Source organism: Pseudomonas sp. EYE_354 (genome assembly GCF_023148575.1).
Taxonomy (GTDB): domain Bacteria; phylum Pseudomonadota; class Gammaproteobacteria; order Pseudomonadales; family Pseudomonadaceae; genus Aquipseudomonas.
Map to the genome: position 1 here is coordinate 14,738 of NZ_JAHXNQ010000024.1, position 26,584 is coordinate 41,321.

Annotated in this window: 24 protein-coding genes; 12 read left to right on the top strand and 12 right to left on the bottom strand. The window is 59.3% G+C overall.

Annotated features, from left to right (window positions below; translation table 11 throughout):
- Positions 1-26 precede the first annotated feature (26 nt).
- Positions 27-740 (bottom strand): UTRA domain-containing protein, encoded by a 714-nt coding sequence (locus tag KZX66_RS24835; protein ID WP_065924533.1) that lies wholly within the window; start codon positions 738-740, stop codon positions 27-29.
- 353 nt (positions 741-1,093) lie between these two features.
- On the opposite strand from KZX66_RS24835, the gene KZX66_RS24840 reads away from it, so the two are divergent.
- From KZX66_RS24840 to KZX66_RS24865, 6 genes are all read left to right on the top strand, one after another.
- Positions 1,094-2,170, top strand: a complete 1,077-nt coding sequence (locus KZX66_RS24840) for an ABC transporter substrate-binding protein (RefSeq protein WP_248083862.1) — start codon at positions 1,094-1,096, stop codon at positions 2,168-2,170.
- A 191-nt stretch (positions 2,171-2,361) separates the two neighbouring features.
- Positions 2,362-3,168, top strand: coding sequence for an alkaline phosphatase family protein (locus KZX66_RS24845; protein ID WP_248083863.1), 807 nt, complete (start codon positions 2,362-2,364; stop codon positions 3,166-3,168).
- A gap of 5 nt (positions 3,169-3,173) precedes the next feature.
- A complete protein-coding gene (locus tag KZX66_RS24850) occupies positions 3,174-4,010 on the top strand; it encodes an ABC transporter permease subunit (protein WP_248083899.1) in 837 nt (278 codons plus the stop codon).
- On the top strand, positions 3,997-4,797 hold the full coding sequence (locus KZX66_RS24855) for an ABC transporter permease (RefSeq protein WP_248083864.1): 801 nt from the start codon (positions 3,997-3,999) through the stop codon (positions 4,795-4,797). The genes KZX66_RS24850 and KZX66_RS24855 overlap by 14 nt, the downstream gene beginning before the upstream one ends.
- The gene (locus KZX66_RS24860) at positions 4,794-5,783 is read left to right on the top strand and encodes an ABC transporter ATP-binding protein (protein ID WP_248083865.1); all 990 of its coding nucleotides are present in this window, start codon (positions 4,794-4,796) and stop codon (positions 5,781-5,783) included. Before KZX66_RS24855 ends, KZX66_RS24860 begins: the two co-directional genes overlap by 4 nt.
- A 29-nt stretch (positions 5,784-5,812) precedes the next feature.
- A complete protein-coding gene (locus KZX66_RS24865) occupies positions 5,813-6,466 on the top strand; it encodes an HAD family hydrolase (RefSeq protein WP_248083866.1) in 654 nt (217 codons plus the stop codon).
- Between the two features lie 125 nt (positions 6,467-6,591).
- Here the strand turns inward: KZX66_RS24865 and KZX66_RS24870 are convergent, their stop codons facing one another.
- Positions 6,592-7,554 (bottom strand): zinc-binding dehydrogenase, encoded by a 963-nt coding sequence (locus KZX66_RS24870; protein WP_248083867.1) that lies wholly within the window; start codon positions 7,552-7,554, stop codon positions 6,592-6,594.
- 138 nt (positions 7,555-7,692) lie between these two features.
- Here KZX66_RS24870 and KZX66_RS24875 point away from each other — a divergent pair, with 138 nt between their 5' ends.
- Together KZX66_RS24875 and KZX66_RS24880 are read left to right on the top strand one after the other, a co-directional pair.
- Positions 7,693-9,774, top strand: coding sequence for a carboxy terminal-processing peptidase (locus KZX66_RS24875; protein WP_248083868.1), 2,082 nt, complete (start codon positions 7,693-7,695; stop codon positions 9,772-9,774).
- Positions 9,775-9,892: 118 nt separating this feature from the next.
- Positions 9,893-11,662, top strand: coding sequence for a bifunctional diguanylate cyclase/phosphodiesterase (locus KZX66_RS24880; RefSeq protein ID WP_248083869.1), 1,770 nt, complete (start codon positions 9,893-9,895; stop codon positions 11,660-11,662).
- Here the strand turns inward: KZX66_RS24880 and KZX66_RS24885 are convergent.
- The 4 genes from KZX66_RS24885 to KZX66_RS24900 form a co-directional block, all read right to left on the bottom strand.
- Positions 11,659-12,030 (bottom strand): hypothetical protein, encoded by a 372-nt coding sequence (locus tag KZX66_RS24885; protein WP_005786715.1) that lies wholly within the window; start codon positions 12,028-12,030, stop codon positions 11,659-11,661. The two genes, KZX66_RS24880 and KZX66_RS24885, sit on opposite strands and share 4 nt — an antisense overlap.
- Entirely contained in the window at positions 12,027-12,365 is a 339-nt protein-coding gene (locus KZX66_RS24890) for a helix-turn-helix transcriptional regulator (protein WP_248083870.1), read from the bottom strand. Before KZX66_RS24890 ends, KZX66_RS24885 begins: the two co-directional genes overlap by 4 nt.
- Before the next feature lie 95 nt (positions 12,366-12,460).
- Positions 12,461-12,916: a YkvA family protein gene (locus KZX66_RS24895; protein WP_248083871.1), complete on the bottom strand. Its 456-nt coding sequence runs from the start codon at positions 12,914-12,916 to the stop codon at positions 12,461-12,463.
- 320 nt (positions 12,917-13,236) lie between these two features.
- The gene (locus KZX66_RS24900; RefSeq protein WP_003172938.1) at positions 13,237-13,968 is read right to left on the bottom strand and encodes an FKBP-type peptidyl-prolyl cis-trans isomerase; all 732 of its coding nucleotides are present in this window, start codon (positions 13,966-13,968) and stop codon (positions 13,237-13,239) included.
- Between the two features lie 247 nt (positions 13,969-14,215).
- Between KZX66_RS24900 and KZX66_RS24905 the strand changes: the two genes are divergently transcribed.
- From KZX66_RS24905 to KZX66_RS24915, 3 genes are all read left to right on the top strand, one after another.
- Positions 14,216-16,024 (top strand): di-heme-cytochrome C peroxidase, encoded by a 1,809-nt coding sequence (locus KZX66_RS24905; protein ID WP_248083872.1) that lies wholly within the window; start codon positions 14,216-14,218, stop codon positions 16,022-16,024.
- Positions 16,021-17,187 (top strand): catalase family protein, encoded by a 1,167-nt coding sequence (locus KZX66_RS24910; protein WP_248083873.1) that lies wholly within the window; start codon positions 16,021-16,023, stop codon positions 17,185-17,187. Before KZX66_RS24905 ends, KZX66_RS24910 begins: the two co-directional genes overlap by 4 nt.
- 117 nt (positions 17,188-17,304) lie before the next feature.
- Positions 17,305-18,759 (top strand): PLP-dependent aminotransferase family protein, encoded by a 1,455-nt coding sequence (locus KZX66_RS24915; protein WP_248083874.1) that lies wholly within the window; start codon positions 17,305-17,307, stop codon positions 18,757-18,759.
- A 1-nt stretch (position 18,760) separates the two neighbouring features.
- Here the strand turns inward: KZX66_RS24915 and KZX66_RS24920 are convergent, their stop codons facing one another.
- The 6 genes from KZX66_RS24920 to KZX66_RS24945 all read right to left on the bottom strand — a co-directional run bounded on the left by KZX66_RS24920 (position 18,761) and on the right by KZX66_RS24945 (position 25,367).
- On the bottom strand, positions 18,761-20,071 hold the full coding sequence (locus KZX66_RS24920; protein WP_248083900.1) for an aminotransferase class III-fold pyridoxal phosphate-dependent enzyme: 1,311 nt from the start codon (positions 20,069-20,071) through the stop codon (positions 18,761-18,763).
- A gap of 14 nt (positions 20,072-20,085) precedes the next feature.
- Positions 20,086-21,207 carry a phosphotransferase gene (locus KZX66_RS24925; protein ID WP_248083875.1) on the bottom strand — a complete coding sequence of 374 codons (1,122 nt, stop codon included), beginning with the start codon at positions 21,205-21,207 and terminating at the stop codon, positions 20,086-20,088.
- A 115-nt stretch (positions 21,208-21,322) separates the two neighbouring features.
- Complete coding sequence (locus KZX66_RS24930; protein ID WP_248083876.1) at positions 21,323-22,339, bottom strand: histone deacetylase family protein; 1,017 nt, start codon at positions 22,337-22,339, stop codon at positions 21,323-21,325.
- A gap of 27 nt (positions 22,340-22,366) precedes the next feature.
- Positions 22,367-23,299, bottom strand: coding sequence for a glyoxylate/hydroxypyruvate reductase A (locus KZX66_RS24935; RefSeq protein ID WP_248083877.1), 933 nt, complete (start codon positions 23,297-23,299; stop codon positions 22,367-22,369).
- Between the two features lie 2 nt (positions 23,300-23,301).
- Positions 23,302-24,057, bottom strand: coding sequence for a class II aldolase/adducin family protein (locus tag KZX66_RS24940; RefSeq protein ID WP_248083878.1), 756 nt, complete (start codon positions 24,055-24,057; stop codon positions 23,302-23,304).
- Positions 24,057-25,367 carry an MFS transporter gene (locus KZX66_RS24945; RefSeq protein ID WP_248083879.1) on the bottom strand — a complete coding sequence of 437 codons (1,311 nt, stop codon included), beginning with the start codon at positions 25,365-25,367 and terminating at the stop codon, positions 24,057-24,059. Before KZX66_RS24945 ends, KZX66_RS24940 begins: the two co-directional genes overlap by 1 nt.
- 153 nt (positions 25,368-25,520) lie before the next feature.
- Here KZX66_RS24945 and KZX66_RS24950 point away from each other — a divergent pair, with 153 nt between their 5' ends.
- Complete coding sequence (locus tag KZX66_RS24950) at positions 25,521-26,498, top strand: LysR family transcriptional regulator (protein ID WP_248083880.1); 978 nt, start codon at positions 25,521-25,523, stop codon at positions 26,496-26,498.
- The last annotated feature ends 86 nt before the right edge of the window (positions 26,499-26,584 follow it).

The window sequence follows — 26,584 nt, forward strand, 5'->3', positions numbered from 1 at the left end:
TGCTCACTACAGAAGCCCGCGGGTGGTTAGACGACATCCACACCGACGTGGATAGCATCATGCCGCCAAAACTCCAGATCGCAGTCGATCAACCGCTGGTGCTGGTCATAGTTGACCCGGGCAATACGCAAACCCGGGCTGCCCACCGACACGCGCAACGCGGCGGCAGCTTCCACCGGCAGTGACGTCGGCACAATCTCGAAACGCACCCGCCCGTAATGCAAGTCGTACTTGCGTGCATACAACTCAGTCATCGACTGATTCAGGTCACACTCCAGAATCCCCGGAAAATACTGCGGGTTCAGGTAGTGCTCCACATACAACACCAGTCGCCCATCAATCCGCCGGCCCCGGCAAATCTGGATCACGCGGGACAGCGCCGGCAGTTGCAGCCACGCGCACACCGCCGCCGAGGCCGGTTGCAACCGTGCGCTGATCACTTCGGTGGAGGCCACACGCCCCTGGTCATTGACCATCGCGTGAAAGTGGCTGCGTTGCATCAGGTTATAAGCCAGCCGCGGCGGCGAAACGAACCAGCCTCGGCGTTCCTCACGGTAGATCTGCCCTTGGGCTTCCAGTTGTAACAAGGCTTCCCGCACGGTTATTCGAGTGGTACCAAACAACTCGCTGAGCTTGCGCTCGGCGGGCAACTTGCTGGCGGGCGGCAACAGGCCGTGGTCGATCTGCTCTTGCAGCGCCAGGCCGATGGATGTAACCGCCTTGATTGCCTCATCACGCATCAACGTTACCTATCTGGACTAGACCAGCACCGTTCAGGTGCATAAACCGCTCGGCAATTGGGCGCTGGCGACTGCGTGCAAGCGTAGGCATTGCAGATGACCGACAGATGACAGCGCGTCTGAACCGGCTGCCGCAAGTCTTGCAATACATCGGCCAAGTCCAGGGCCTGCGGGCATTTGAGCATGGTCTACGCTCAATCTGCGCAGGCCGACGTCAGCGCAAAAAAAACCACATCGACATGAAACTGTCATGCATCGAGCCTAGATTGGCTCAGGTATTGCTCTGACCTAGACCAACACCACCGCAAACGTTCATAAAAACGCCGCGTTGAAAACGCCCAAAGGAGCTTCGGATGAAACAGCTTTTCCTGGCATCACTGTTAGGCTCGACCATTGCCATGTGCACCGCCGCCATGGCCGCTGATACCGATCTAAAAACTCTGGAAGCCGCCGCGAAAGCGGAAGGTGCCGTCAACAGCGTCGGCATGCCCGATGACTGGGCCAACTGGAAAGGCACGTGGGAAGACCTGGCCAAGACCTATGGTCTCAAGCACATCGACACCGACATGAGCTCGGCCCAGGAAATCGCCAAGTTCAAAGCCGAAAAAGACAACGCCAGTGCCGACATCGGCGACGTCGGTGCCGCCTTCGGCCCGATCGCGGTCAAGCAGGACGTGACCCAACCCTACAAACCCTCTACCTGGGCTTCGATCCCGGATTGGGCAAAAGACAAAGACGGTCACTGGGCCCTGGCCTACACCGGCACCATCGCGTTTATCGTCAACAAAAAGCTGCTGCACGGTTCCGAAGTCCCCACCAGTTGGGCAGACCTGCAAACCGGCAAATACAAGGTGTCGGTGGGTGACGTGAGCACCGCAGCCCAGGCCTCCAACGCCGTGCTGGCCGCTGCCATCGCCAATAAAGGCGACGAAAAGAATATTGCCCCAGGCCTGCAGTTTTTCACCAAGATCGCTCAGCAAGGCCGACTCGGCCTGTCCAACCCGACCATCGCCACGATGGAAAAGGGCGAAGTGGAAGTGGGTATCGTCTGGGACTTCAACGGCCTGAGCTACAAAGCCAAGATGGCCAACCCGGATGACTACGTGGTGCTGATCCCTTCGGACGGCTCGGTAAAATCCGGCTATACCACCATCATCAACAAGTACGCCAAGCACCCGAACGCCGCCAAGCTGACCCGCGAATACATCTTCAGCGATGCTGGCCAACTCAACCTGGCCAAGGGCAACGCGCGTCCGATCCGTGCCGAGACCGACCTGAAACTGCCCGCCGAAATCGCCAAGAACCTGATCCCGGGCGAGCAGTACACCAAGGCCAATCCGCAGCCGATCAAAGATGCCGCAGCCTGGGAAGCCACCTCCAAAAAGCTGCCTCAGTTGTGGAACGAGCAGGTCATCGTAGAGATGAAGTAAGGGTTTAATCCCCCATTGGAGCTCCGGTGGAGATCCAATGGGGGAGCGGGCCTGGCTCGCGAATGCGTACGTTCAGTCAACTGACTTTGCCGTCTGAAACACCGCATTCGCGAGCCGGCCCGTTCCCACTTTTTTGACACCGTTCCTCCAGAGGAATCGAGCCAAGTCAATCGTTGCGGAGCGTCGCCCCCATGAAGTACCCAGTCATCCTTGTCGTGCTCGACGGCCTGAACTTCGAGGTTGCGAAGCACGCCATGGGGCACTTGCAGGCCTATGTCGGCGCAGGACGCGCAGCCCTCTACAAACTGGAATGTGAACTGCCCTCGCTGTCCCGCCCATTGTATGAATGCATCCTCACCGGCGTGCCTCCGATCAAAAGCGGCATCGTGCATAACCAGGTTTCGCGCCTGTCCAACCAGCGCAGCATTTTCCACTACGCGTGCGATGCAGGCCTGACCACGGCCGCGGCGGCTTACCACTGGGTGAGCGAGTTGTATAACCGCACGCCCTTTCTCGCCGCCCGCGATCGTCATACCGACGACAAGACGCTGGCAATCCAACACGGGCATTTCTACTGGAATGACCACTACCCGGACTCCCACCTGTTTGCCGACGCCGAGAGCCTGCGGCTCAAGCACGCGCCAGACTTTTTGGTGGTGCACCCGATGAACATTGACGACGCCGGCCACAAGCACGGCCTCGATACCGCCCAGTACCGCAACAGCGCGCGCTCGGCCGACATCCTCCTCGCCGACTACCTGCAAGGCTGGCTCGATGCTGGCTATCAAGTGTTGGTGACCGCCGACCACGGCATGAACAATGACCGCTCCCACAACGGCCTGCTGCCCGAAGAACGGGAAGTACCGTTGTTCGTGCTCGGCGCTGCGTTCAGCCTGGATGCCAACGCCGCGCCCAAACAGACCGACCTGTGCGGCACCGTGTGTGAACTGTTGGGCGTGCCTCACGACAAACCTGTGTGCCGGGAGCTATTGAAGTGAATGCCATGACTCGCGGCAAATGGCTGGCCCTGCTGTGCCTGCTGCCCTTCGCGTTGTTTTTTATCGTGTTCGAAATCGCCCCGCTGGTGTGGGTGCTGGTCAACAGCCTGCAAACCGAAGAGGCGGGCTGGGGCGTGGAAAATTTCATGCGCATCTTCAGCTCCAGGTTCTACCTGCAAGCGATCCAATTCAGCCTGGAGATCAGCTTTTACTCGAGCATCTTCGGCATCATCATCGCCACCCTGGGCAGTTATTCGCTGCGCCGCGTGGACGGACCGCTGCGCAACTTCGTGACCGCCTTCGCCAACATGACCAGCAACTTCGCCGGCGTGCCGCTGGCCTTTGCGTTCATCATTTTGCTGGGGTTCAACGGCAGCATCACCATCATGCTCAAGCAGGCGGGGATCATTCAGGACTTCAACCTGTACTCCAAAACCGGCCTGATCATCCTCTACACCTACTTCCAGATTCCGTTGGGCGTTCTGCTGCTGTACCCGGCCTTCGATGCCTTGCGCGAAGACTGGCGTGAGTCGGCGGCACTGCTCGGCGCGAACGGCTGGCAGTTCTGGCGACATATCGGCCTGCCGGTACTGACGCCGGCGCTGCTGGGCACCTTCGTGATCCTGCTGGCCAACGCCCTGGGCGCCTACGCCACTGTCTACGCGCTGACCACCGGCAACTTCAACGTGCTGCCGATCCGCATCGCGGGACTGGTCTCCGGTGATGTGTCGCTGGACCCGAACATGGCCAGTGCGCTGGCCGTGGTGCTGGTGGCGCTGATGACCGTGGTGACGGTGGTCCATCAACTGCTGCTCAAGAGGAGCTACCATGTCTCGCGCTGAAGCCGGTTCGGCCTCGCTCTACCACCGCGTGGTGGTGTACATGCTGTTTGCGATCCTGGTGTTGCCGCTGGTGGGCACCTTCGTCTACTCCATCGCCAGCAGTTGGTCGGCGACCATTCTGCCGGCCGGCTTCACGGTCAAGTGGTATGTACAGCTGTGGAGCGACCCGCGCTTTCTAATGGCCTTCGGTCAATCGTTGCTGGTGTGCGTGGGCGCGCTGATCCTGTCGGTGGTGCTGATCCTGCCGCTGCTGTTCGTGGTGCATTACCACTTCCCCAGGCTCGACGCGCTGATGAACATCCTGATCCTGCTGCCGTTCGCTGTACCGCCGGTGGTGTCATCGGTGGGCCTGTTGCAACTGTATGGTTCCGGGCCGTTGGCGATGGTCGGGACGCCGTGGATCCTGATCGGTTGCTACTTCACCGTGGCGCTGCCATTCATGTACCGAGCCATCACCAACAACCTGCAAGCCATCAACCTGCGCGACCTGATGGACGCCTCGCAACTGCTGGGCGCCAGCACCTGGCAAGCGGCGATCTTCGTCGTGCTGCCCAACTTGCGCAAAGGCTTGATGGTGGCGCTGCTGCTGTCGTTCTCATTCCTGTTCGGTGAGTTCGTGTTTGCCAACATTCTGGTAGGCACCCGCTACGAGACCCTGCAGGTGTACCTCAACAACATGCGCAACAGCAGCGGCCACTTCACCAGTGCCGTGGTCATTTCCTATTTCTTCTTTGTGCTGGTGCTGACCTGGGCCGCCAATATCTTGAACAAGGACAAAAGCCAATGAGCTTCGTCAGCGTCCAACATCTGCAAAAGGGCTACGCCGGCACACCGGTGTTCAGTGACATCAACTGCGAAATCGCCAAGGGCGAGTTCGTCACCCTCCTCGGCCCCTCCGGTTGCGGCAAGTCGACCTTGCTGCGCTGCATCGCCGGGCTGACCTCGGTGGACAGCGGGAAAATTCTGCTGGATGGTCAGGACATCGTTCCCCTGGGCCCACAGAAGCGCAACATCGGCATGGTGTTTCAGAGCTATGCGCTGTTCCCCAACATGACGGTGGAACAGAACGTCGCCTTCGGCCTGCGCATGCAAAAGGTCAACGCCGACGACAGCCACGAACGTGTGCAGCAAGTGCTGCAACTGGTGGAGCTCAAAGACCTGGCCGCGCGTTACCCGCACCAGATGTCCGGCGGCCAGTGCCAACGCGTGGCCCTGGCCCGCTCCCTGGTCACGCGCCCGCGCCTGTTGCTGCTGGATGAACCGCTGTCAGCCCTGGACGCGCGCATTCGCAAGCACCTGCGCGAACAGATCCGCCAGATTCAACGCGAGCTGGGCCTGACCACGATTTTCGTGACCCATGATCAGGAGGAAGCGCTGACCATGTCCGACCGCATCTTCCTGATGAATCAGGGCAAGATCGTACAAAGCGGCGATGCCGAAACGCTCTACACCGCGCCGATCGACGTATTTGCCGCCGGCTTCATCGGCAACTACAACCTGCTGGATGCCGACAAAGCCAGCCAACTGCTGCAACGCCCGATCAGCGGGCGCATCGCCATTCGGCCGGAAGCCATCGAGCTGAGCCGCAGTGGCGAACTGGACGCGCTGGTCCGCAGCCACAGCCTGCTGGGTAACGTGATCCGCTATCGCATTGAAGCCCGCGGGGTGGAATTGGTGGTGGACGTGCTCAACCGCTCGGCCGACGACCTGCACCCGGACGGCCAGCGCCTGGCACTTTCCATCGACCCCAGTGCGCTGTGTGAAGTAGCCTGATGCAACGATTGACTAAGAGAGCGTAACGGATGGCATTGGTAATTTTTGATCTGGACGACACCCTGATCCACGGCGACTGCGCGACCCTGTGGAGCGAGCAGATGGGCCGTCTGGGCTGGGTCGACCCGGAGTCGTTCATGCGCACCAACAACGAGCTGATGGATGCCTACAGCCAGGGCAAGCTTCGCATGGAAGACTTCATGGACTTCAGCCTGGAGCCGATGATCGGCCGCACACCGGAGGAGATCGAGCACCTGGTGGAGCCGTGGGTGGAGGACGTGATTGAGCCGCTGATCTACAGCGATGCCACTAAAACCATCGCTCGCCACCGTGCAAACGGTGACCGGATTCTGGTGATTTCGGCCTCGGGCACTCACCTGGTGAAGCCGATTGCCGCACGCATCGGTATCGATGAAGTGCTGGGGATCGAGTTGGACGTGGGCCATGGCGTTTACAGCGGCAAAACAGCCGGTGTGCTCACCTATCGTGAAGGCAAGATCACCCGCTTGCTGGAGTGGCTGGCGCAGGAAGGTGAGACGCTTGAGGGCGCGTATTTCTACTCGGACTCACGGAATGACCTGCCGCTGCTGCAGAAAGTGGATCACCCGCAGGTGGTAAACCCGGACCCGGTATTGCGCGAACACGCCGAAAAGACTGGTTGGCCGATCCACCACTGGGCCTGACTCAGCCGGATTCAAATGTGGGGCTTGCTCGCGAATGCGGTGTCTGTGTGAAGAATGTTTCATCTGACTCATTGCATTCGCGAGCAAGCCCGCACAATTTGATTTGATTCCACTTCAAAACTGGGTCAGGTGAGGCTTTCGTCAATCACCAAAACCAACTTCCCTGAAATCTGATTGGTCGCCAGCTCGGCAAACGCTGCCTCGGCGTCCTTGATCGCGAAGGTCCTGGCCAACTGCGGGCTCAGGCGCCCCTCGGCAAACAAGGGCCAGACTTGCTGGCGCAGGTCGCAGAGCAGGTCCGCCTTGAACTGATCACTACGGCTGCGCAGGGTCGAGCCCAACAACTGAATACGCTTGCCCAGCACCTGGGCCAAGTCCAACTGCGCCTCGCGACCGCCCATCAACCCAATCAGCACCCAACGTCCATCCAACGCCAGCAGCTTGAGGTCCAGCGCCGCATAGTCGCCACCCACAGGGTCGAGAATCACGTCGAACGGCCCGAAGTCGCGCAGCCCTTCGATACCATCAGTTCGTACCACGCCGCCCTGGGCGCCCAAGTCTTCGCAATACGCCAGGCGTTCTGCCGAGCCGACACTGACCCAGCACGGGCTGCCAAATGCCTTGCACAGCTGGATAGCGGCCGAGCCCACGCCACTGGCGCCGGCATGCAACAACACCTTCTCACCCGGCTTGACGCCCGCCAGTTGAAACAGATTGAGCCACGCCGTGCTGTATACCTCAGGCAATGCCGCCGCCTCGACCAGCGACACGCCTTCGGGGACCGGCAGCACGTGCCGCGCATCCACCACCACTTCTTCGGCCATGCCGCCACCCGCCAGCAGTGCGCAGACGCGATCCCCCACCTGCCAGGACACGCCCGCGCCCACTTCGCTGATCACCCCGGAACACTCCAGGCCCAGCACATGGCTCGCACCAGGCGGTGGCGGATAGAGCCCCGCACGCTGCAATAAATCGGCGCGGTTGAGGCCCGCTGCCGCCACCCGGATGCGAACTTGGCCTACATCACATGTAGGACTTGGTTCTTCCAACCACTCCACATGACCTTCAACGCCTTGCAATGCTTTCACAGTGCCTCCATAGTGAGTCCGGACTGAGCCCGTAGCAGTAGCGCCGGGCTTTTTGCATTATGCGACCGGCCCCTATGGAACCGGCAACTTCAAAGACGGCCTAATATGCGTTATCAATTGCCCCCGCGTCGAATCAGCATGAAGCATCTGTTCCCCAGCACCGCCCTCGCTTTTTTCATTGGTCTCGGCTTCGCGTCGATGTCGACCAATACGTTCGCAGCCAACAGCTGGGACAACCTTCAGCCTGACCGCGATGAGGTGATTGCCAGCCTCAACGTCGTTGAGTTGCTCAAGCGCCACCACTACAGCAAGCCGCCGCTGGACGACGCCCGTTCGGTGATCATCTACGACAGCTACCTCAAGCTGCTGGACCCCTCGCGCAGCTATTTCCTGGCCAGCGATATCGCTGAGTTCGACAAGTGGAAGACCCAGTTCGACGACTTCCTCAAAAGCGGCGACCTGCAGCCTGGCTTCACCATCTACAAGCGTTACCTGGATCGCGTCAAAGCGCGGCTGGACTTCGCTCTGGCTGAGCTGGACAAAGGTGTCGACAAACTCGACTTCACCCAGAAGGAAACCCTTCTGGTGGACCGCAAGGACGCCCCTTGGCTGACCAGCACCGCCGCCCTCGACGACCTGTGGCGCAAACGCGTCAAGGACGAAGTGCTGCGCCTGAAGATCGCCGGCAAAGAGCCCAAGGCCATCCAGGAACTGTTGACCAAGCGCTACAAGAATCAACTGGCACGTCTGGACCAGACCCGTGCCGAAGATATCTTCCAGGCCTACATCAACACCTTCGCGATGTCCTACGATCCGCATACCAATTATCTGTCGCCGGATAACGCGGAAAATTTCGATATCAACATGAGTCTGTCGTTGGAAGGCATCGGTGCCGTCCTGCAAAGCGACAATGACCAGGTCAAGATCGTGCGCCTGGTGCCGGCAGGTCCGGCCGACAAGACCAAACAGGTCGCGCCGGCCGACAAGATCATCGGCGTGGCCCAGGGCGACAAAGAGATGGTCGATGTGGTCGGCTGGCGCCTGGACGAAGTGGTCAAGCTGATCCGCGGGCCAAAAGGCAGTGTGGTGCGCCTGGAAGTGATTCCGCACACCAATGCGCCGAACGATCAGACCAGCAAAATCGTGTCGATCACCCGTGAAGCGGTGAAGCTCGAAGACCAGGCCGTACAGAAGAAAGTCCTCAACCTCAAGCAGGATGGCAAGGACTACAAGCTGGGAGTGATTGAGATCCCGGCCTTCTACCTGGACTTCAAGGCTTTCCGTGCGGGCGATCCGGACTACAAGTCCACCACCCGCGACGTGAAAAAAATCCTGACCGAGCTGCAGAAGGAAAAAGTCGACGGCGTGGTCATCGACCTGCGCAACAACGGCGGCGGTTCCCTGCAGGAAGCCACCGAGCTGACCAGCCTGTTTATCGACAAAGGCCCGACCGTGTTGGTACGCAACGCTGACGGCCGTGTCGATGTGCTTGAGGATGAGAACCCAGGTGCCTTCTACAAAGGCCCGATGGCGTTGCTGGTCAACCGCCTCTCGGCCTCGGCATCGGAGATCTTCGCCGGTGCGATGCAGGACTATCACCGTGCGCTGATCATCGGCGGCCAGACCTTCGGCAAAGGCACCGTGCAGACCATTCAGCCGTTGAACCATGGCGAGCTCAAGCTGACGCTGGCCAAGTTCTACCGGGTTTCCGGGCAGAGCACCCAGCATCAGGGCGTACTGCCGGACATCGATTTCCCGTCGATCATCGACACTAAGGAAATCGGCGAAAGCGCCCTGCCGGAAGCCATGCCATGGGACACCATCCGCCCTGCGATCAAGCCGGCGTCGGATCCGTTCAAGCCATTCCTGGCGCAGTTGAAGGCTGACCACGATACCCGCTCCGCCAAGGACGCCGAGTTCGTGTTTATCCGCGACAAGCTGGCCCTGGCCAAGAAGCTGATGGAAGAAAAAACCGTCAGCCTCAACGAAGTGGACCGCCGCAAGCAGCACACCGACATCGAGAACAAGCAACTGGTGCTGGAGAACATCCGCCGCAAGGCCAAGGGTGAAGATCCGCTCAAGGAGCTGAAAAAAGAAGATGAAGATGCGCTGCCAACCGAGGCCGATAAAACCAAGCCGGAAGATGACGCGTACCTGGCCGAGACAGGCCGGATCCTGCTGGACTACCTCAAAGTCACCAAACAGGTCGCCAAGCAGTAGGTGATGGCAATTTAATGTGAGCGCTCCGCGGAGCGTCATCATACAGTCATCATTCTGTCGTGAAATAAAGGATCGCAGGCGCAACGCCTGCGGTCCTTTTTTTTCGATCGAGATCGCCATGACCATGACCGAACAGCTGAATGCACTGGGCTCTATCCTGGCTCAAGGCAGCTTGCACAGCCTGTTCCAACCGATCATCAGCCTGTCCGAACGACGCATTATTGGCTACGAAGCCCTTAGCCGTGGCCCGTCCAACAGTCCGCTGCACTCTCCGGTCGCCCTGTTCGCCGTGGCTAATCAGGCCGGGCGTCTGAGCGAATTGGAGATGGCCTGTCGCAAAAGTGCCTGTCGGCGCTTCAGCGACCAGAAGTTACCCGGCAAGCTGTTCCTGAATATCTCGCCGGAATCCCTGATGGAAACGGCGCACCAACCGGGGCGCACCCTGCAACTGCTGCGCGACTTCGGCATACCGCCGAGCCAGGTCGTGATCGAACTCACCGAACAAACCCCCACCGACGATTTCGACCTGCTGCAAACCGCCCTGTATCACTACCGCAACATGGGTTTTTCGATCGCCCTTGATGACCTCGGTGCCGGCTATTCCAGCCTGCGCTTATGGTCGGAGTTGCGCCCGGATTACGTGAAAATCGACCGGCACTTTATCGACGGCATTCATCAGGACGCACTCAAGCGTGAGTTTGTCGGCTCGATCCTGCAAATCGCCAAAGCGTCACGTGCTCAAGTGATTGCCGAAGGCATCGAATTGCCCGAGGAACTCGCGGTGTTGACCGAAATGGGCGTGGACCTGGTCCAGGGTTACCTGCTCTGTCGTCCGCAGGAGCATCCACCGCAGGAAGCACGCCAGATGCTGCCCAAGCCGGAGCAAACCAACGCGGCCCTCAACGATGAAGGCAGCGACCTCAGCGCCCTGCTCAACGAGCAACCGGCGGTGGACCAGGACACGGCCACCGCACAAGTGCTTGAGGCATTCCGCCGTCAGGCCAACCTCAACTCCCTCGCGGTATTGGATGGTCGCGGCCAGCCGGTGGGCATCGTCCATCGGCATTCGCTGTCAGACGCGCTGCTCAAACCGTTTGCCACCGACCTGTTCGCGCGCAAGCCCATCAGTCGCCTGATGAGCACCGACTTTCTGGCGGTGGAGCTGAGTCAATCGCTGCAACAGGTCAGCCGCCTGCTCACCAGCCGCGCGCGGCAACGTATCGAAGAAGATTTCATCATCACCCTCAATGGCGATTACCTGGGCCTGGGCCGGGTGATCGACGTACTCAAGCTGATCACCGAGCTGAAAATCCAACAGGCGCGCTATGCCAACCCGTTGACCCTGTTGCCCGGCAATGTGCCGATTCAACAATGCCTGACGCGACTGCTGCAGCAACAACGCGAGTCGGTGATCTGCTACGTGGATATCGACAGCTTCAAGCCGTTCAACGACATTTACGGCTACGGGCGCGGGGATGAGGTGTTGCTGTGTCTGGCGCAATGCCTGAATGACCGGGTAGACCCCAGCCGCGACTTCGTGGGGCATATCGGCGGCGATGATTTTTTGCTGGTGCTCGGGCCACAGGACTGGCGCAAACGGCTCAATCAGCTGCTGGACGACTTCCACACCCAGTGCCGACGCTTCTATCGCGCCGAACATGTTGAAGCTGGCTGTTTTGTGGCGATGAACCGTCAGGGCCTGCGTCAAGAGTTCGCGCTGCTGTCGCTATCGATCGGGGTGGTGCACTTATATCCACAGGCCTGTGGACAACTCGATGCCAGCCAATTGGCGGAATTGGCGTCGCAGGCCAAGCATCATGCAAAGAATGTGGCCGGTTACAGCATCCATGTGATCAACAGCATGGACGCGCTGACCCAGGCGCTTTAAGCCTCGGCGGATTCGGGATACTCATATTCGAACACCCGCACCACTTCCGAGGCGTGCCAGGAGGCGGCCGCCACGCCATCGGACGGCCCACTGAAGCGGCCCAGGCGCTCCACGCATTCAAAGAACCCGGTACGCGGCAGGCGGCTGGCGCCCTGGCTGATCACCAGAGAGCTGCGCAACGGCTGCTCGGCCTTGGCGTCCAGTGCCGCCAGATGCTCCAAGGCCGCGGCCAGGGTTTGCATCGCCGGTGTAGGAAATTGCAGACGCTCCAGCAATGCACGGTACGTCAGCAGATGGCGCTGGCGGCGCGCCTGGTCCAGTTCGTTGAGTAAGCCATCCCAGTGTTGACGGCTGATACGTAGGCTCAAGATTCATCCCTCCAACCTGCAATGCCCAATTCCCAGGCCAGACTACGGCGGATCGCGGCGTCCGGCTGACGTTCACCACTTTCGATCAATCCGAGATACGAAGGGCTGATGCCCACGGTGCGGGCCAGGGCCTCGATGGCCAGACCCTTGGTCTCACGCAAGCTGCGCAGGGCTGACAGCGGGCGCAGGTCCTGGGCGGGTGCGGCGTGGGTGGCAGGAGAAGGAGTGTGGGCCGGCGACTGCTGACCGGCAGCTTTAAGCAGCGCCTGGTACTGGTCCCATGGCAACACCGCGTATTCGGGTTCGCCATTGCGTGAAATGATCTGAATATCCATGACTGCCCCGTAGGATAACTGCTCTTACTAAGTAAGCTCTTTCCTTAGGAGTGTAATCCTAACAGTCACAAAGGTCGCAGGGGATAGGCGCAATGTCAGTTTTTTTGCGGGTTTTCCTTGGCCAGCAAGGCTGGGGTCGCAGGCAGGCGCTCAACGACCGCGAGCTTTTCCGGGCGCTGGGCGTCACGCCACGCGCGAAACGCGCTCAGTTCGCCCGCCAGGGCCTTCATGACCCATGCCAGCACGGCGATGTCATCGAGCATGCCAAACATGGGGATAAAGTCCGGGATTGCATCAATCGGGCTCAGGAAGTACATCAATCCCGCCACTACCGAGATCAGCGCCTTGGGACTGATCGCCCGATACTCGCCGCGCCAGTAGGCCAGACACAACGCTTGCAGCAACTTCAGATCATCCTTGAGCGTACCCAGGCGATTGCCCTGGCTCGCGCCTTTGGCGGCCACTGCAAACAACAGCGTCGGCAGGCGCCCACGGCCCAGCAAGCGCGCGGCCAGCGGCAGGAAACGGGTGAAATTGAAGGGTGGTTTCATCTGTCACTCCAGTTCCATCAAACAGAAAGGTTATCCACACAAATTGTGGATAACCTTGTGAACAGAGCCTGTTTTACCGGCTGAGAGCCACGGATTACAAGGCTTGCGGTTAGATCGGGCGTTTTTTGCGCACATCAAAAAAACCCAAGATTTCATTGACTTGGCGCTTGTGTACGGCTAGCCCTGCTCGCGTCTTATATCAGACTGTTACAGGTGACGGACGTTCGTTTGGATTACGCCGCCATCGCAAAGGGCCAGGGTTAAACGCCCAGAAACGACAACGCCCCGTCGAGACGGGGCGTTGTGTTTTCAAGCGCCGATTACTTCTTGGCGGCAGGTGCAGCAGGAGCGTCAGCCTTGGCTGGGTCCTTGATGGCCAGCAGTTCCAGGTCGAACACCAGCACGGAGTTGGCTGGAATCGCCGGGCTCGGGCTCTGGGCGCCGTAGGCCAGGTCGGACGGGATGTACAGCTCAACCTTCTCGCCAACGTGCATCAGTTGCAGACCTTCGACCCAACCTGGAATCACGCCGCTGACCGGCAGGTCAATCGGGCTGCCGCGATCCACGGAGCTGTCGAAGGTGGTGCCGTTGGTGAGCTTGCCGGTGTAGTGAACAGTCACCACATCAGTCGGCTTGGGCTGTGCGCCGTCGGCCTTCTTGATGATCTTGTACTGCAGACCGGAAGCGGTGGTGACTACGCCGTCTTTCTTGGCATTGTCTTCGAGGAATTTCTTGCCGGCGGCCGCCGACTCTTCGCTCATCTTGGTCATGCGTTCTTCAGCACGTTTTTGCAGTGCGGCAAACGCTTCAACCAGTTCGTCGTCTTTGAGCTTCTGCTCTTTCTTGCCGACGGCATCTTCGATGCCTTGGGCTACTGCTTTGGAATCCAGGTCATCCATGCCTTCCTGAGCAAGGCTTTTGCCCATGTTCAGGCCGATGCCGTAGGAAGCTTTTTGCGCCGGGGTTTTCAGCTCTACGCTGGTCTGCGAATCACAACCCGCAAGTACCAGGCTAACCAGGGCCACCGCCGCCGCCAACCGATGCTGTTTCATGCTATTTCCTTGTTCATGCGCCAATAGGGCATTCGAATAAAGTCGCGAGCTTATCAGGCGGCCACGACCAATGGCTACCGGCATGTGAGCAGGAAACTTCCGATAAGTTCACGTGTTTAAAAGCATTTTCATCCATGATGAGGCCCCGCGAAGGATCGTGGGACCACTGGGCGCCAGGCTCATGGCCACTTGCCGCACCTGTGCCGTAGTGGCATAACAACGCGACAACTCGACAAGGATAGTTATCTTGCGCATTTTTTCCCGTGTTTTACTCCTGATACTCGCCATTTCGGTCCTGTTGCTGGCCGTGGTGATCTATTACACCCTCAACCCCAAGCTGCCGGACTACGTGTCCGTGGAGCAGGTGCACTACCAGGACCAATGGAGTGCCGCCGACCGCCAGACCTATTACTTCACGCCCCAGGGCACGCAAGTCAAAGGCCTGCATTACGACTGGTTCACCGCCCTGGAACTGCCGTTCTCCGAGCGACGTTTTGCCACGCCCGATTACCTGGCGCGCTTCGGCTTCCTGGTCGACCCGAAACAAGTGCCGACGGCGCAAAATCCCGGCAACCTGCCGGTAGGTTTTGCGCGGCATAAAAACGCCGGCAGCACCGTTGAATACCTGGATATCACCTGCGCCGCCTGCCATACCGGCGAGCTGCATTTCAAAGGCCAGGCCCTGCGGATCGACGGCGGTTCTGCGCAACATGTGCTGCCCTCCAGCGTGCCGACCCTGCGCGGTGGCAGCTTCGGCCAGGCGCTGGTCGCCAGCCTCGCGGCCACCTATTACAACCCGTGGAAATTCGAGCGTTTCGCCCGCCAGGTATTGGGTAACCGCTACGACGCCGAGCACGGCCAACTGCGCCAGGACTTCAAACAGTCGCTGAACCAATTCCTCAAAGTTGCCTGGAACGACACTCACCGTGGCCTCTACCCCACCGAAGAAGGCCCGGGCCGTACCGACGCGTTCGGGCGCATCGCCAATGCCAGCTTTGGCGATGCCATTTCCCCGGACAACTATCGCGTCGCCAATGCGCCGGTGGACTATCCGCAGTTGTGGGATATCTGGACCTTCGACTGGGTGCAGTGGAACGGCTCGGCCCAGCAACCCATGGCGCGCAATATCGGCGAGGCCCTGGGTGTTGGGGCGACGCTGACGTTTTTCGACGCTGCCGGCCAGCCGCTCCAGGGCGATGCGCGTTACCCTTCCAGCGTGCGGGTGCGCGACCTCAACCTGATCGAAGAAACCCTGCAACGGCTCAAGCCGCCCACCTGGCCCGAAGATTTATTCGGCCCCATCGACAAGCTCCTCGCCGCCCAGGGCCGTGCGCTGTTCGGCGAGAATTGCGCCGGCTGCCATGTGCCCGCCGTCAGCGCGGAAGGTGGTCGTCCGGTACAGCACCTGAAGATGCTTCCGGTGGACTACATCGGCACCGACCCTGGCACTGCCAGCAATATTGCCGACCAGCGTTATGACCTGAGCGCCCTGCAATGGGACCCGGCGCAGTTGGCAACGCTCAATGTCGAGCTGCACCCGACGCCGACCGAGCCCCTGGACTTGAAAAAAATGTCGGTGGCCAAGGGCCTGGCCTACGTCACCGCGTTCGTCGAAGACCATGCCTACCGCGCTGCCGGTGTCACCCCCGCCGAGCGGCCACGCCTGGATGGCTACGGCCTGCCGATTGGCGTGCGCGAGTTGCGCGCCTACAAGGCCCGACCACTGGCCGGCGTGTGGGCCACTCCGCCGTACTTGCATAACGGCTCGGTGCCGACGATCTACCAACTGCTCTCGCCTCAGGACGAGCGCAGCACCACCTTCTATAAAGGCACCTTTAATTACAACCCGCGTCACCTGGGCTTTGAGACCGGCGCGTTCAAAAATGCCTTTCTGTTCGACACCAAAATTACCGGCAACCACAACAGCGGCCACGAATTCCGTGCCGGTGAGCGTGGCAATGGCGTGATCGGCCGTGGCTTGCTGCCACAGGAGCGCTGGGCGCTGCTGGAATATCTCAAAGTGCTGGGCGGCCCGCTGGAGCAACAATTGCCATGATTATCCGATCTCGATATGACCAACCGTCCCTGCTCGCGCGCCTGTGGCTGCGCATCGGAGCGCTCCTTGGCAAGACCTTGCTGTGGCTGGTCGGCCTGGGCCTGCTCGGCTGGCTCGCAGGCACCGCCTGGTACGCCTGGCAACACAGCGGGCCGGTGTCGCCGAACGAACAAATCCCGGCCGGTGAAGCGGCGATGACCCAAGGCATCATTCAGACCGCCGTGCGCATCGTTGACCAACACCGCGAAGGCACGCGCTACCTGCGCGATGCCCACGCCAAGGCCCATGGTTGCGTGAAGGCCGAAGTCAGCGTGCTGGCCGACCTTGACCCGGCATTGCGCCAGGGTGTGTTCGCCACACCCGGCAAAACCTGGCAGGCGACGATGCGGCTGTCCAACGGCAACGCCTACCCGCAGTTCGACAGCATCCGAGACGCCCGCGGCATGGCGATCAAGCTGCTTGATGTACCGGGTAAACAACTGCTGGCCGACCAACAAAGCCGGGGCGAACAAGACTTTGTGATGTTCAGCCACCCGAACTTTTTTGTCAGCGATGTGGCGGAATACGCGCAGAACATCGGCGCCCAGGCCGATGGCAAGAAAGTCCTGGCGTTCTTTCCCAGCCTCGACCCTCGCAGTTGGCAAGTGCGCCACTTGTTCATCGCCCTGGCCACCCTGGCACCCGCTCCGGCAAGCCCGACGCAGACGACGTACTTTTCCGTTTCGCCCTACAAGTTCGGCACAGGCAACGCCAAATTCCGCGTCGCGCCAGACCCGCAAAGCTGCCCCGAATACACGCTGCCCAAACAGAACCAGGACCTGCCGAACTTCCTGCGCAGCGCCCTGAGCCAGCAACTGTCCACCGACCGTATGCCAGCATGTTTCGTGTTGCAGATTCAGCGGCAGAACCCGCAGAAGTTCATGCCGATCGAAGACACCAGCATTGAATGGAAGGAGAACGATGCGCCCTATGAAAGCGTGGCCAAGGTGCGGATCCCGGCACAGGACTTCGATACTCCGGAACTGAACCTGGCCTGCGACAACCAGTCGTTCAACCCGTGGTTCGGAGTGGAAGAGCACCGCCCCATCGGCGGCATCAACCGCTTGCGCAAAGCGGTCTACGAGGCGGTCAGCGACTACCGCCACAGCCGTAACGCGCCGTAAAGAGTGCGTAACAACAGGCCCGACGCCGTCAGGATTACGTCGGGTCCATTGAGACGTTTTCGCGCGGCCTCTACGGCCGAATATTCTAATATGGCCACTCGAATGCACGCTGTCCTCTTGACTGACCTGCTGTTAAAAAATCTTGATAAGCAGTCATCGATCCCAATGCAAAAACAGATGTATGACACCATCCGATTTGCAGTGCTGGATCACACGCTGGTTGCGGGGCAGAAGCTTCCCTCGTCCCGCGCTTTGGCCGCTGACCTTGAGATTTCCCGGATCACCATCTCCCTGACTTACGACCGGCTGATCGCGGAGAACTATCTGGTTACCCGTGCCGGGAATGGGACATACGTGGCCCCTACCCTCACGCAGCCACTGGGTGCTGCGCCCGAAAGCGTACACACGCAGCATTCCATGCACCTTTCCAGGCGTGGTGCTCAATTGAGCTGTTTGCCGGGCGGCATGGGCACTACCACGGGAGCATTTGTGCCTGGGATTGCCGACTCACAGGCCTTCCCGTTTCACATCTGGAAGCGGCTTGTTGCCAGACATCTTTGCAAAGGCAATCTGGCGCTCTCTGGCTATGCGGACCATGGCGGATTACGCCAACTTCGGGAGGCGATAGCGGGCTATCTGAAAATTTCACGATCAGTCAATTGTGAGCCCGGCCAGATCATTATCACGACCGGTACACACCAGGCCGTTGACCTCTGTGCGAGATTGCTTGCAGATGTAGGCGATACAGTGATCGTCGAAAATCCTTGCCACTGGGCCTTCCCTACCGTCTTTGCAGCGTCGGGACTGGACGTGGCAGCGGGTGAGGTCAACGAACAGGGTTTGGATCTCGCGAACAGTGACGTCCCGCCACGGACAAAGATCGTCGTCGTGAGCCCGTCGCATCAATATCCGACGGGCGTCGTGATGCCGTTGTCCAGGCGCCTGGAGTTGCTTCAAAGCGCCCGAGCACAAAATCTATGGGTCCTGGAAGACGACTACGACAGCGAGTTCAGATACGACGGCGCCCCGCTGCCTTCGCTCCAGGGTTTGGACAATGATGGGCGCGTCATCTACATAGGCACCTTCAGTAAGGCGATGTTCGCAGGGATACGCATGGGCTTTCTGGTGGTTCCACATCACCTTTCAGAGGCCTTTGCCAAAGCCAGTACCAAGCTTTTCAGACCCGGGGCTTTGCATCTCCAGGCAGCGCTGGCTGACTTCATTCATGAAGGGCATTTTGCTCAGCATATTCGCAGGATGCGTACCGAGTATTCATCCCGGCAGAACCTCTTGAGATCATCTCTTGAAAAGTCGCTGGGTGACATGGTGAGCCTTTCCAACGCGCGCGCGGGCCTTCATGTTTTTGCCGAGTGTTCTTCACTGGTGAATTATCAGAGCATGATTAATGAATCCAGACGCGAAGGGATTTTCCTTGGAACGCCCTGCTTTGTAAAAAAAGTCCCAACTCTGGAAAACAGGTGCTTCGTTCTTGGTTTCGGCGCAGTACCACTGGAGAAAATTGAGGCCGGCGTGCAGTCGTTAACAACGGCCATGAGTCGTAGCCTCTACTGATTCACAGACTCTCCAACGCGCCCGCTGCGGCCATCAACAACTGTTGCGCGTGAGCCTCATTGAACGTCAGCATTGGGCGAATCTTCAGCACATTTCCACGTGGGCCGGTTGCGCTGATCAATACGCCACGCTGGCGCATGCCGTTCACAATCTGGTTGGCCACCCCTTTGGCGGGAGCCTTGGTCTTGCGATCGACCACAAGCTCCACGCCAATAAATAGTCCATCACCTCTGACATCGCCAATCAGCTCAAATTTTTCGGCAAGTTTCCAAAAACCAGTACGAATCAGCCCGCCAATGTGAGCCGCGTTGCCCTGCAGCTTATCGTTCTGGATCACTTGAAGCGTGGCCATCGCGGCGGCGCAGGAAACCGGGTTGCCGCCAAACGTATTGAAGTAGCGGGCTTCATCCCCAAACGCTTGAAGCACCTCAGGCCTGGCCACCAGGCCCGCGATGGGATGACCATTGCCCATGGGCTTGCCGAGCGTCACGATATCGGGGATGAGTCCATGCCGCTGAAAGCCCCACATGGCCGATCCGGTTCGCGCAAAGCCGGATTGCACCTCGTCGGCAATATAGAGGCCTCCCTCGGCGCGTATCAAATCCACCGCTTCTTTCAGAAACCCCTTTGGGTCGCAGTACACGCCGTCGCTGGAAAAAATAGAATCGACGATTAACGCGGCGGGTTTGATCCCATGTCGCTTGAGGTCAGTGATGGCCTCTCCTACCGCTTTCGCGAAGCGAGCACCAATATCTTCGTCGCTGAAGAGATACGTATCTGGAGCTTCCACCGTCCGTACGTGCTGCCCCAGTGGAACGCCGACGCCGAGCGAAGGTGAGATATCTGCGACCGAAGCCGTCACACCGTGATACGCGAGTTGAGTCACGATGACGCCGGTGCCGCCTGTAAAACGCTTGGCGATACGCAGTGCCAGATCGTTCGCCTCGCTGCCGGTGCAGGTAAACATCACCTGTGACAGCTCTGCCGGAAACGTACCGACCAACCGCTCTGCATAATCAACAACCAGCTCGTGGAGGTAGCGGGTATGGGTATTCAGAAGTGAAGCCTGGCGGGTAATCGCTTCAACCACTTCCGGGCGGCTGTGGCCAATAGACGCTACGTTGTTATACGCATCAAGATACGGTCGTCCGTCCTGATCAAACAAGTAAACGCCCTCTCCTCGGACAATATGGAGTGGTTCCTCATAAAACAGACGGTAAGCCGGACCGAGTACCTTGTTGCGCCGTTTGATCATGTCGGCTTCGCGTAAAGGCAAGTCTCCCATGCGCGTGGCGTCAAACGAATTGAGCATGCTGGAATCTTTTTTCATACGATCATCCCCGCTTCTTGGATTTTTTCTAAAATAAAGGTCTGTGCCTGGCCCGTCCCAAATGCCTCAAGGCGCCGCAGCCCAGCCCATGCAGACGGATTGTTGCGGAGTATGTATTCGCTGTTTTCAGGATGCTCTCTGGATCGCCACTCGGTAATCAGCACTGTGGCCAGCAAGCGGGCTTCGATCAAGTTGGGGAGCAGATGGAGTTCGGATTGCGTGAGCGGGCTGACAGCGTGGTAGGCCTTTATGCACTCCACGGCATGGCTCAATACGTTGTCATCCTCTGACAACTGATAGGCGCAGAGCACTGCAAGGTCCTGTACTCGTGGGGCCGAAACCATATCGCCAAGGTCCAGGATCGCAGTGAGCCTGGTCCCACTCTCATCATCAACCATGATGTTGTACGGGTTCATGTCGTTATGAATGACTTGCTTTGGCAAAAGCTTGAGTGCGGGTTCAGTTTCGGTCCCATAACGCTTCAAGCCTTCGAGAACTCGTTTACGTTTTTCATCGTCGTCGATGTAACTCGTCAGTGCGCTCAACGCTTTCAGGTGCTGGATGTCCCACAGAAGTTTGTGATTCATCTGGGGATGATTAAAACCTTTGAGCGCAATATCCAGATGCGCCATTGCCGCGCCTAATGATTCAAGTAGCCTGGTGCTGCGCTGCACCTTGTAGAGTGGCGAGCCTGGTATGAAATCGATGACTCTGATGGCTTGGCTCTGTTCGGACCCAGGAATAGTGCGGCGATGCACATACTCACCGTCAAGCGTCAGCCTCAACCTTGGGACCGGAACATCTGGCCCCTTGTTCATGATGTGTAATTGAGCCTGGGTCTGGAAGTCGGTCACGCCAGGATCTTCCGATGGGTGGGTCGCTTTCAAAACAAAATCACGCCCCTGATCAGTCGAGATCTTAAAGTTTTGATCACGCTCACTTGTCAGGATCGAGGCCTGGCCGTCAATGCCGAACACCGAACGGGCCAGGCACTGAGCTTGAATGGCAGATAAACCTGAGAAATGCGTGCTGAAGAGATCGTTAGCCGTCACTTCGTCGTCACGCGCCGACCCGCTTGAGCGCTCTTGCTGTTCATGCGGAGCATGTGGATTGTGCATGAGCGACCCCTGATATCTACCAGGGGAAAACTTAGCCCGTATCGGCCCTACCTGAAATATCCACTCAGGAGAATTTCATAAGGCCACTGCGGCAGATCCGGTTACTCCTGTGACGTCACGCCGTCAAGCCGGCAAAGAATCGCGAGGCATTTTCATCCAGCGTGGCGATGTCATAGCCGCCCTCCTGCACCACCACACAAGGAACCCCCAGCGCCTTGATCCGCTGCCCCAGTAAACGGAAGCCCTCATGGCTGACGGACACTTTGGACTGAGGATCATTTTCGTAAATATCGAAGCCCAGTGAGAGTACCAACACATCCGGCCCGAAGGTGCGCAATGCAGAAGCGGCCTGATCCATACAGTTGAAAAAATCGACCTCGCTGGCACCGTGGGCCATCGGTAAGTTCAGGTTGAAGCCCTCACCGGCCCCCGTTCCGGTTTCATCGTCAAAACCGGCGACCACCGGGTAGAAGTTGGTCGGATCACCATGGATCGACACATACATCACGTCATCCCGATCGTAGAAAATCTCCTGTATGCCCTGGCCGTGGTGCATGTCGGTGTCGAGCACAGCGACTTTGGAAAACCTGCCCCTCAGTACCTGAGCGGCGATTGCAGCGTTGTTGAGAAAGCAGAAGCCGCCTGCCGCTTCGGCACGGGCGTGGTGCCCCGGTGGACGGCAAAGTGCGTAGGCGAACGGGTCACCGTCGATAACCGCGTGGGCGGCAGCCACTGCACTCTGTGCCGACCAGTAGGCGGACTGCCAGGTGTGCTCGCCGATCGGGCAGCTGCCATCAGCCAGGTAGCGGGCAGTCTTGCCCAGAATCCCGCGCAGGGGGTTGCCTTCGCGGATATAGATATTGGACATGACTTCATCGCCCCAGTCTTCCGGCACTTCGTGCCACTGCTGGTAAGCGCTGCTCAGGTAGTCCAGATAGGCCGCGCTGTGTACGGCGGCCAACGGCGCCTGACCATAGTCGTGAGGTACCAACAGGGGGTACCCCAGTTTTTCGGCCATCGCCAGCAGCGGGTCAATACGTGCGGGCAATTCCTGTGGCTGACGCATCTGGCCGCGCGACAGGTAGGAACGGGGATGGTGAAGGCGCTGCGCCGGGTGGAAAAATGTTTTCATTGCGGACCTCTCTCAAAACACATGCGGTCAATAACCCAGTTCAGGATTGACCCGATTGTTCAGTGCAAGCCCTTGGGCCAATCGCTGCACGTTGTCGGCGACTTGCCGGGCGATACACAGGTCGGAGGCGGCAGACGCCATGTGCGGCGTCACCCAGACCTCCGGCGTGCGCCACAACAGCGAGTCGGCGGGCAAAGGCTCCTGCTCGAAGACATCCAGTAAGGCTCCGCGCAGTTGCCCGCTCGCCAGTGCCTGTTGCAGGTCATCGGCGTTCAGATGTTGGCCACGGCCGCAATTGATCAAGGCGCTGCCTTTGGCCATGCACTGGAAGACCTCATCGCACAACACGCCCTGGGTCGCGGGGGTAAGGGGCAGCAGGTTGATCAGCACATCCAAGCTATCGAGAAACTCGCGTCGCGCATCAGCACCGCTGAAGGTTGTCACGCCGTCGATCTCACGCGGCGTGCGGGCCCAGCCGCGCACGTCGTAGCCCGCCGCCGCCAGTCTGAGCGCCACCGGCGTACCAATCGCGCCCAAGCCCATCACGCCGACCCTGAAATCTTCAGCTTTTCGCTGCACCGGCCGCTGCCAGTGCTGCACAAGATTGCCGACGATCACCTGATCGAAGCCTCGGTGAAAGTGCAGTACGCCCCAGTGCACGTACTCGCTCATACCCAGGCTGTGATCAGGGTCGACCACGCGGCAGACCGGCACCGCCGTATCGCGAGAGCCGTCCTGAGCCAAATGGTCGATACCCGAGCCGATCGAATGCACGAGGCGCAGGCGTGGCAAGCGCCCCAGGCTGCCGGGCGGTGGGAACCAGCACACCGCGACCTCGGCGAACGGCGCCTGCCCATCGTCTGGCCGCAGTACATTCAGGTGCGGCGCATGCTCGGCGAAAAGCGCTGCCAGCCAATCGGTCAGCGCAGGGTCCTGACAAAGCAAAACGATACAGGTCATGGTCAGCTGCACCAGTCGGTGCGCTGCTCGTCGATCAGACTGAGCGCGGCCTGCCAGGCCAGGTCGATAATGCCGTCGATGCCGTCACGGCCAAACTGCGCCGCCGTGTGCTGGCATACGGCTTCACTGGGAATATTCAACGCGACACCGGCCGACATCGCCTGGATCTGCGCCTGGCAGGCCCGCTCCAGAAAATAGATCTCGTGGAACGCCGCCGCTACACCCGCACCGGCCGCCAGCAAACCGTGGTTACGCAAAATCATCGCCTTGTGCGACCCCAGATCGGCGACCAGACGCTGGCGCTCGTCCAGTGACAACGCGATGCCTTCATAGGTGTGATACGCCAGGTTGCCGTAGAACTTCAGCGCATGCTGGGTCAGCGGCAGCAACCCATCGCGCTGGGCCGCCACTGCCATACCGCTGGCGGTATGGGTGTGAATGATGCAATGAAGGTCCGGGCGCGCCTCATGGATGGCCGAATGGATGACGAACCCGGCGGCGTTGACCTTGCCACCGTTGCAGTTGCTACCGACCACGTTGCCTTGCAGGTCGATCAGGATCAGATCGCTGGCGCGCATTCTCTCGAACGCCACCCCATAGCGGTTGATCAGAAAATGCGGCGCCTGCCCCGGTACCCGCAAAGTGATGTGGGTATCGATCAGGTCGGTCATGCGGTAGTAGGCGATCAAGCGGTACAGCGCTGCCAGTTCACAGCGCGCCTGCCATTCGACCTCTGACATCGCGAGAGGCTTGCTCATCATGCGACTCCTTGGGAAGTGGAAAGCGTGACCGGGTTGGCGTTGGCACTGCGCAGATGCGCCAGCCCCAGTACTCCGGTCAGTGACATCAGGGCCAGCACACTGAAAAACAGCGCCAACGGCATCCATTGCCCGGCGAACTGAGCGGCGATGAAGGTGCCGATCATCGGTGTCAGACCTCCGGTCAAGCCGCTGCCGAGTTGATAGGCGATCGAAATGCCCGAATACCGCACTCGTGCCGGGAAAGCTTCAGCCATGTAGCCGGCGATCACTGCGTAAAGTGCGGCCAGCAGGATCACCGCCAGGGCAATGCCGGCGGTCATGTAGAACAGATTGCCGGTCTGTACCAGCAGGAACATCGGATACGGCACCACGATACATAGCGACGCCACCCACTTGAGAAACCGCCCTTCACCCAGCCGCTCCGCCAGCAATGCCGAACAGGGTTGCGAAAGGAACTGCAGGATGGTGACCACAAACAGGCAATCCAGGATGGTGGTCTTGGCGATGCCCTGATACTGGGTGACGTAGGTGATCATGAACGTATTGGTGAAAAAGAAACCGCCCGAACCGATGGTGACGGCCAGTGCAGCAAAGAGAATGTTCTTCCAGCCCGTGCGCAGCGCTTCCATCACCGGGTTATCAGAGGTCTCGTCGCTCTCCTTGACCTCCGCGAATTCCGGCGATTCCGGCACGCCGAAACGAATGACCAGGCCGACGATCATCAGCACCCCGCTCATCAGAAACGGAATGCGCCAGCCCCAACTCATCAGGGCGTCCTGTTCCATTTCACTGATCAAACGGAAGGCAATCAGCGCCAGCAACAGGCCGGCCGGGCTGCCCCATTGAGCGAATGAAGCGAAAAACACCTTGCGTCCTTTGGGCGCGTGTTCGCTGGCCATCAGTACCGCGCCGCCCCATTCGCCGCCGACTGAGATGCCTTGCAGCAACCGCAGCACCACAAGGCCGATAGGCGCCCATATACCTGCCTGAGCGTAAGTCGGCAGCAGACCTATCGCGGTCGTCGCGACGCCCATCAGCACAATGGTCACCAGCAGCATTTTTTTGCGGCCCAGCCGATCACCTAGATGGCCAAATACCATCCCGGCGAACGGCCGAGCGATGAAGCCTACAGCGAAGCTACCAAACGCAGCCATGGTGCTGAGGGCCGGGTTTTCACTGGGAAAGAACAGCTGTCCCAACACCAGTGCCGCGGCAAATGCATAGATGTAGTAGTCATAGAATTCGATGGTGGTGCCGATAAATGCGGCGGCTGCGGCACGACGCGGCGTGGAGGTTCTGCTCGTCATCTGAGGCTCCCGGGAATCATTGTTATAGGCAGGAGATAAGGTCATGCGTGAGCATGAAAGTCGCACTCTCACGGTGCATTGATCGATGGTGCGCCAAGCCCTATGCTAGGAAAAGCTTCTAATCTAAATACTTAAGTATAAGCCTGGAAAATAATGACTATTTCAGCGTCTGGTTTTCAAAGGGACCCCGAGGCAAAGCGATTTCTCAATGACCGCCTGGACTGGAACCTGTTGCGAACCTTCCTGGTTATTGGTCAGGAGGGCAGCATCAGCAAGGCCGCCGCCCGCCTGCACTTGAGTCAACCGGCAATCAGTCAGGCGCTCAAAAGACTGGAGGAGCAACTATCAAGTGAGCTAGTCGTGCGGCGCGGGCCTCGCATTACCCTGTCCAAGGCTGGCGAGGAAGTCATGCAGATCGCCGCAGAGATTTATGGCACGGTCTCCCGTTTAGGGCCTGCGCTGGATGCGCCTGCGGAGTCGGTAACGGGTAAAATCAGGCTGCTGTCCATCAGCCGTATCCAATCTCGCAGCTACGATGAGTTCCTGGCGCAATTCCACAATGAGTTCCCTCAAGTGGAATTGGAAGTTGATGTACTGCGCAGCTCGGATGTGATCAGCGCGCTGCTGCAAAAGACCGCGTCTTTCGGTTTGAGCCTGTGCCGTACACCGCAGCCCCGCCTCGAACAGCGGGTCATGCTTGAACAGCGCTATGCATTTTTCTGTGGGAAGCGCCATCGGCTGTTTGGTCGCAAGAACCTGACCTTGTCAGACCTGCAAAGCGAAAATTTCGTGAGTTTCACCAGTGACCAGATCGGCGGCAATTTATCGCCGCTGACCGTGTTCAGGGATCAACAAGGCTTCACTGGACGCATTGTCGCGTCTTCACCCAGCCTGGATGAGATCTTGCGTTTGGTCGCGGCCGGATATGGCATTGGCTGCCTGCCCGAACACATTGTCGCTGCCGATGTGCAAGCCGATGAAATCTGGCGCCTGCCGCCCTGGGAGGGTGTCAGCGATGTGAACGTTTATTTGCTGTGGAATCGCGAACAAAAGATGACCCGCGCCGAGTCGGTCTTTCTGGAGCGCTTCCAGCAGATGCTTATGACGACGGACGTGACTGGCCGGTTTTAGGTCGACATTCAAATCGATATTGTTGGCCACCAGCACACGTGCAGCCTCTCTCCACTGCCGAGCCGCCTTGAGACTCGAACCCGTCG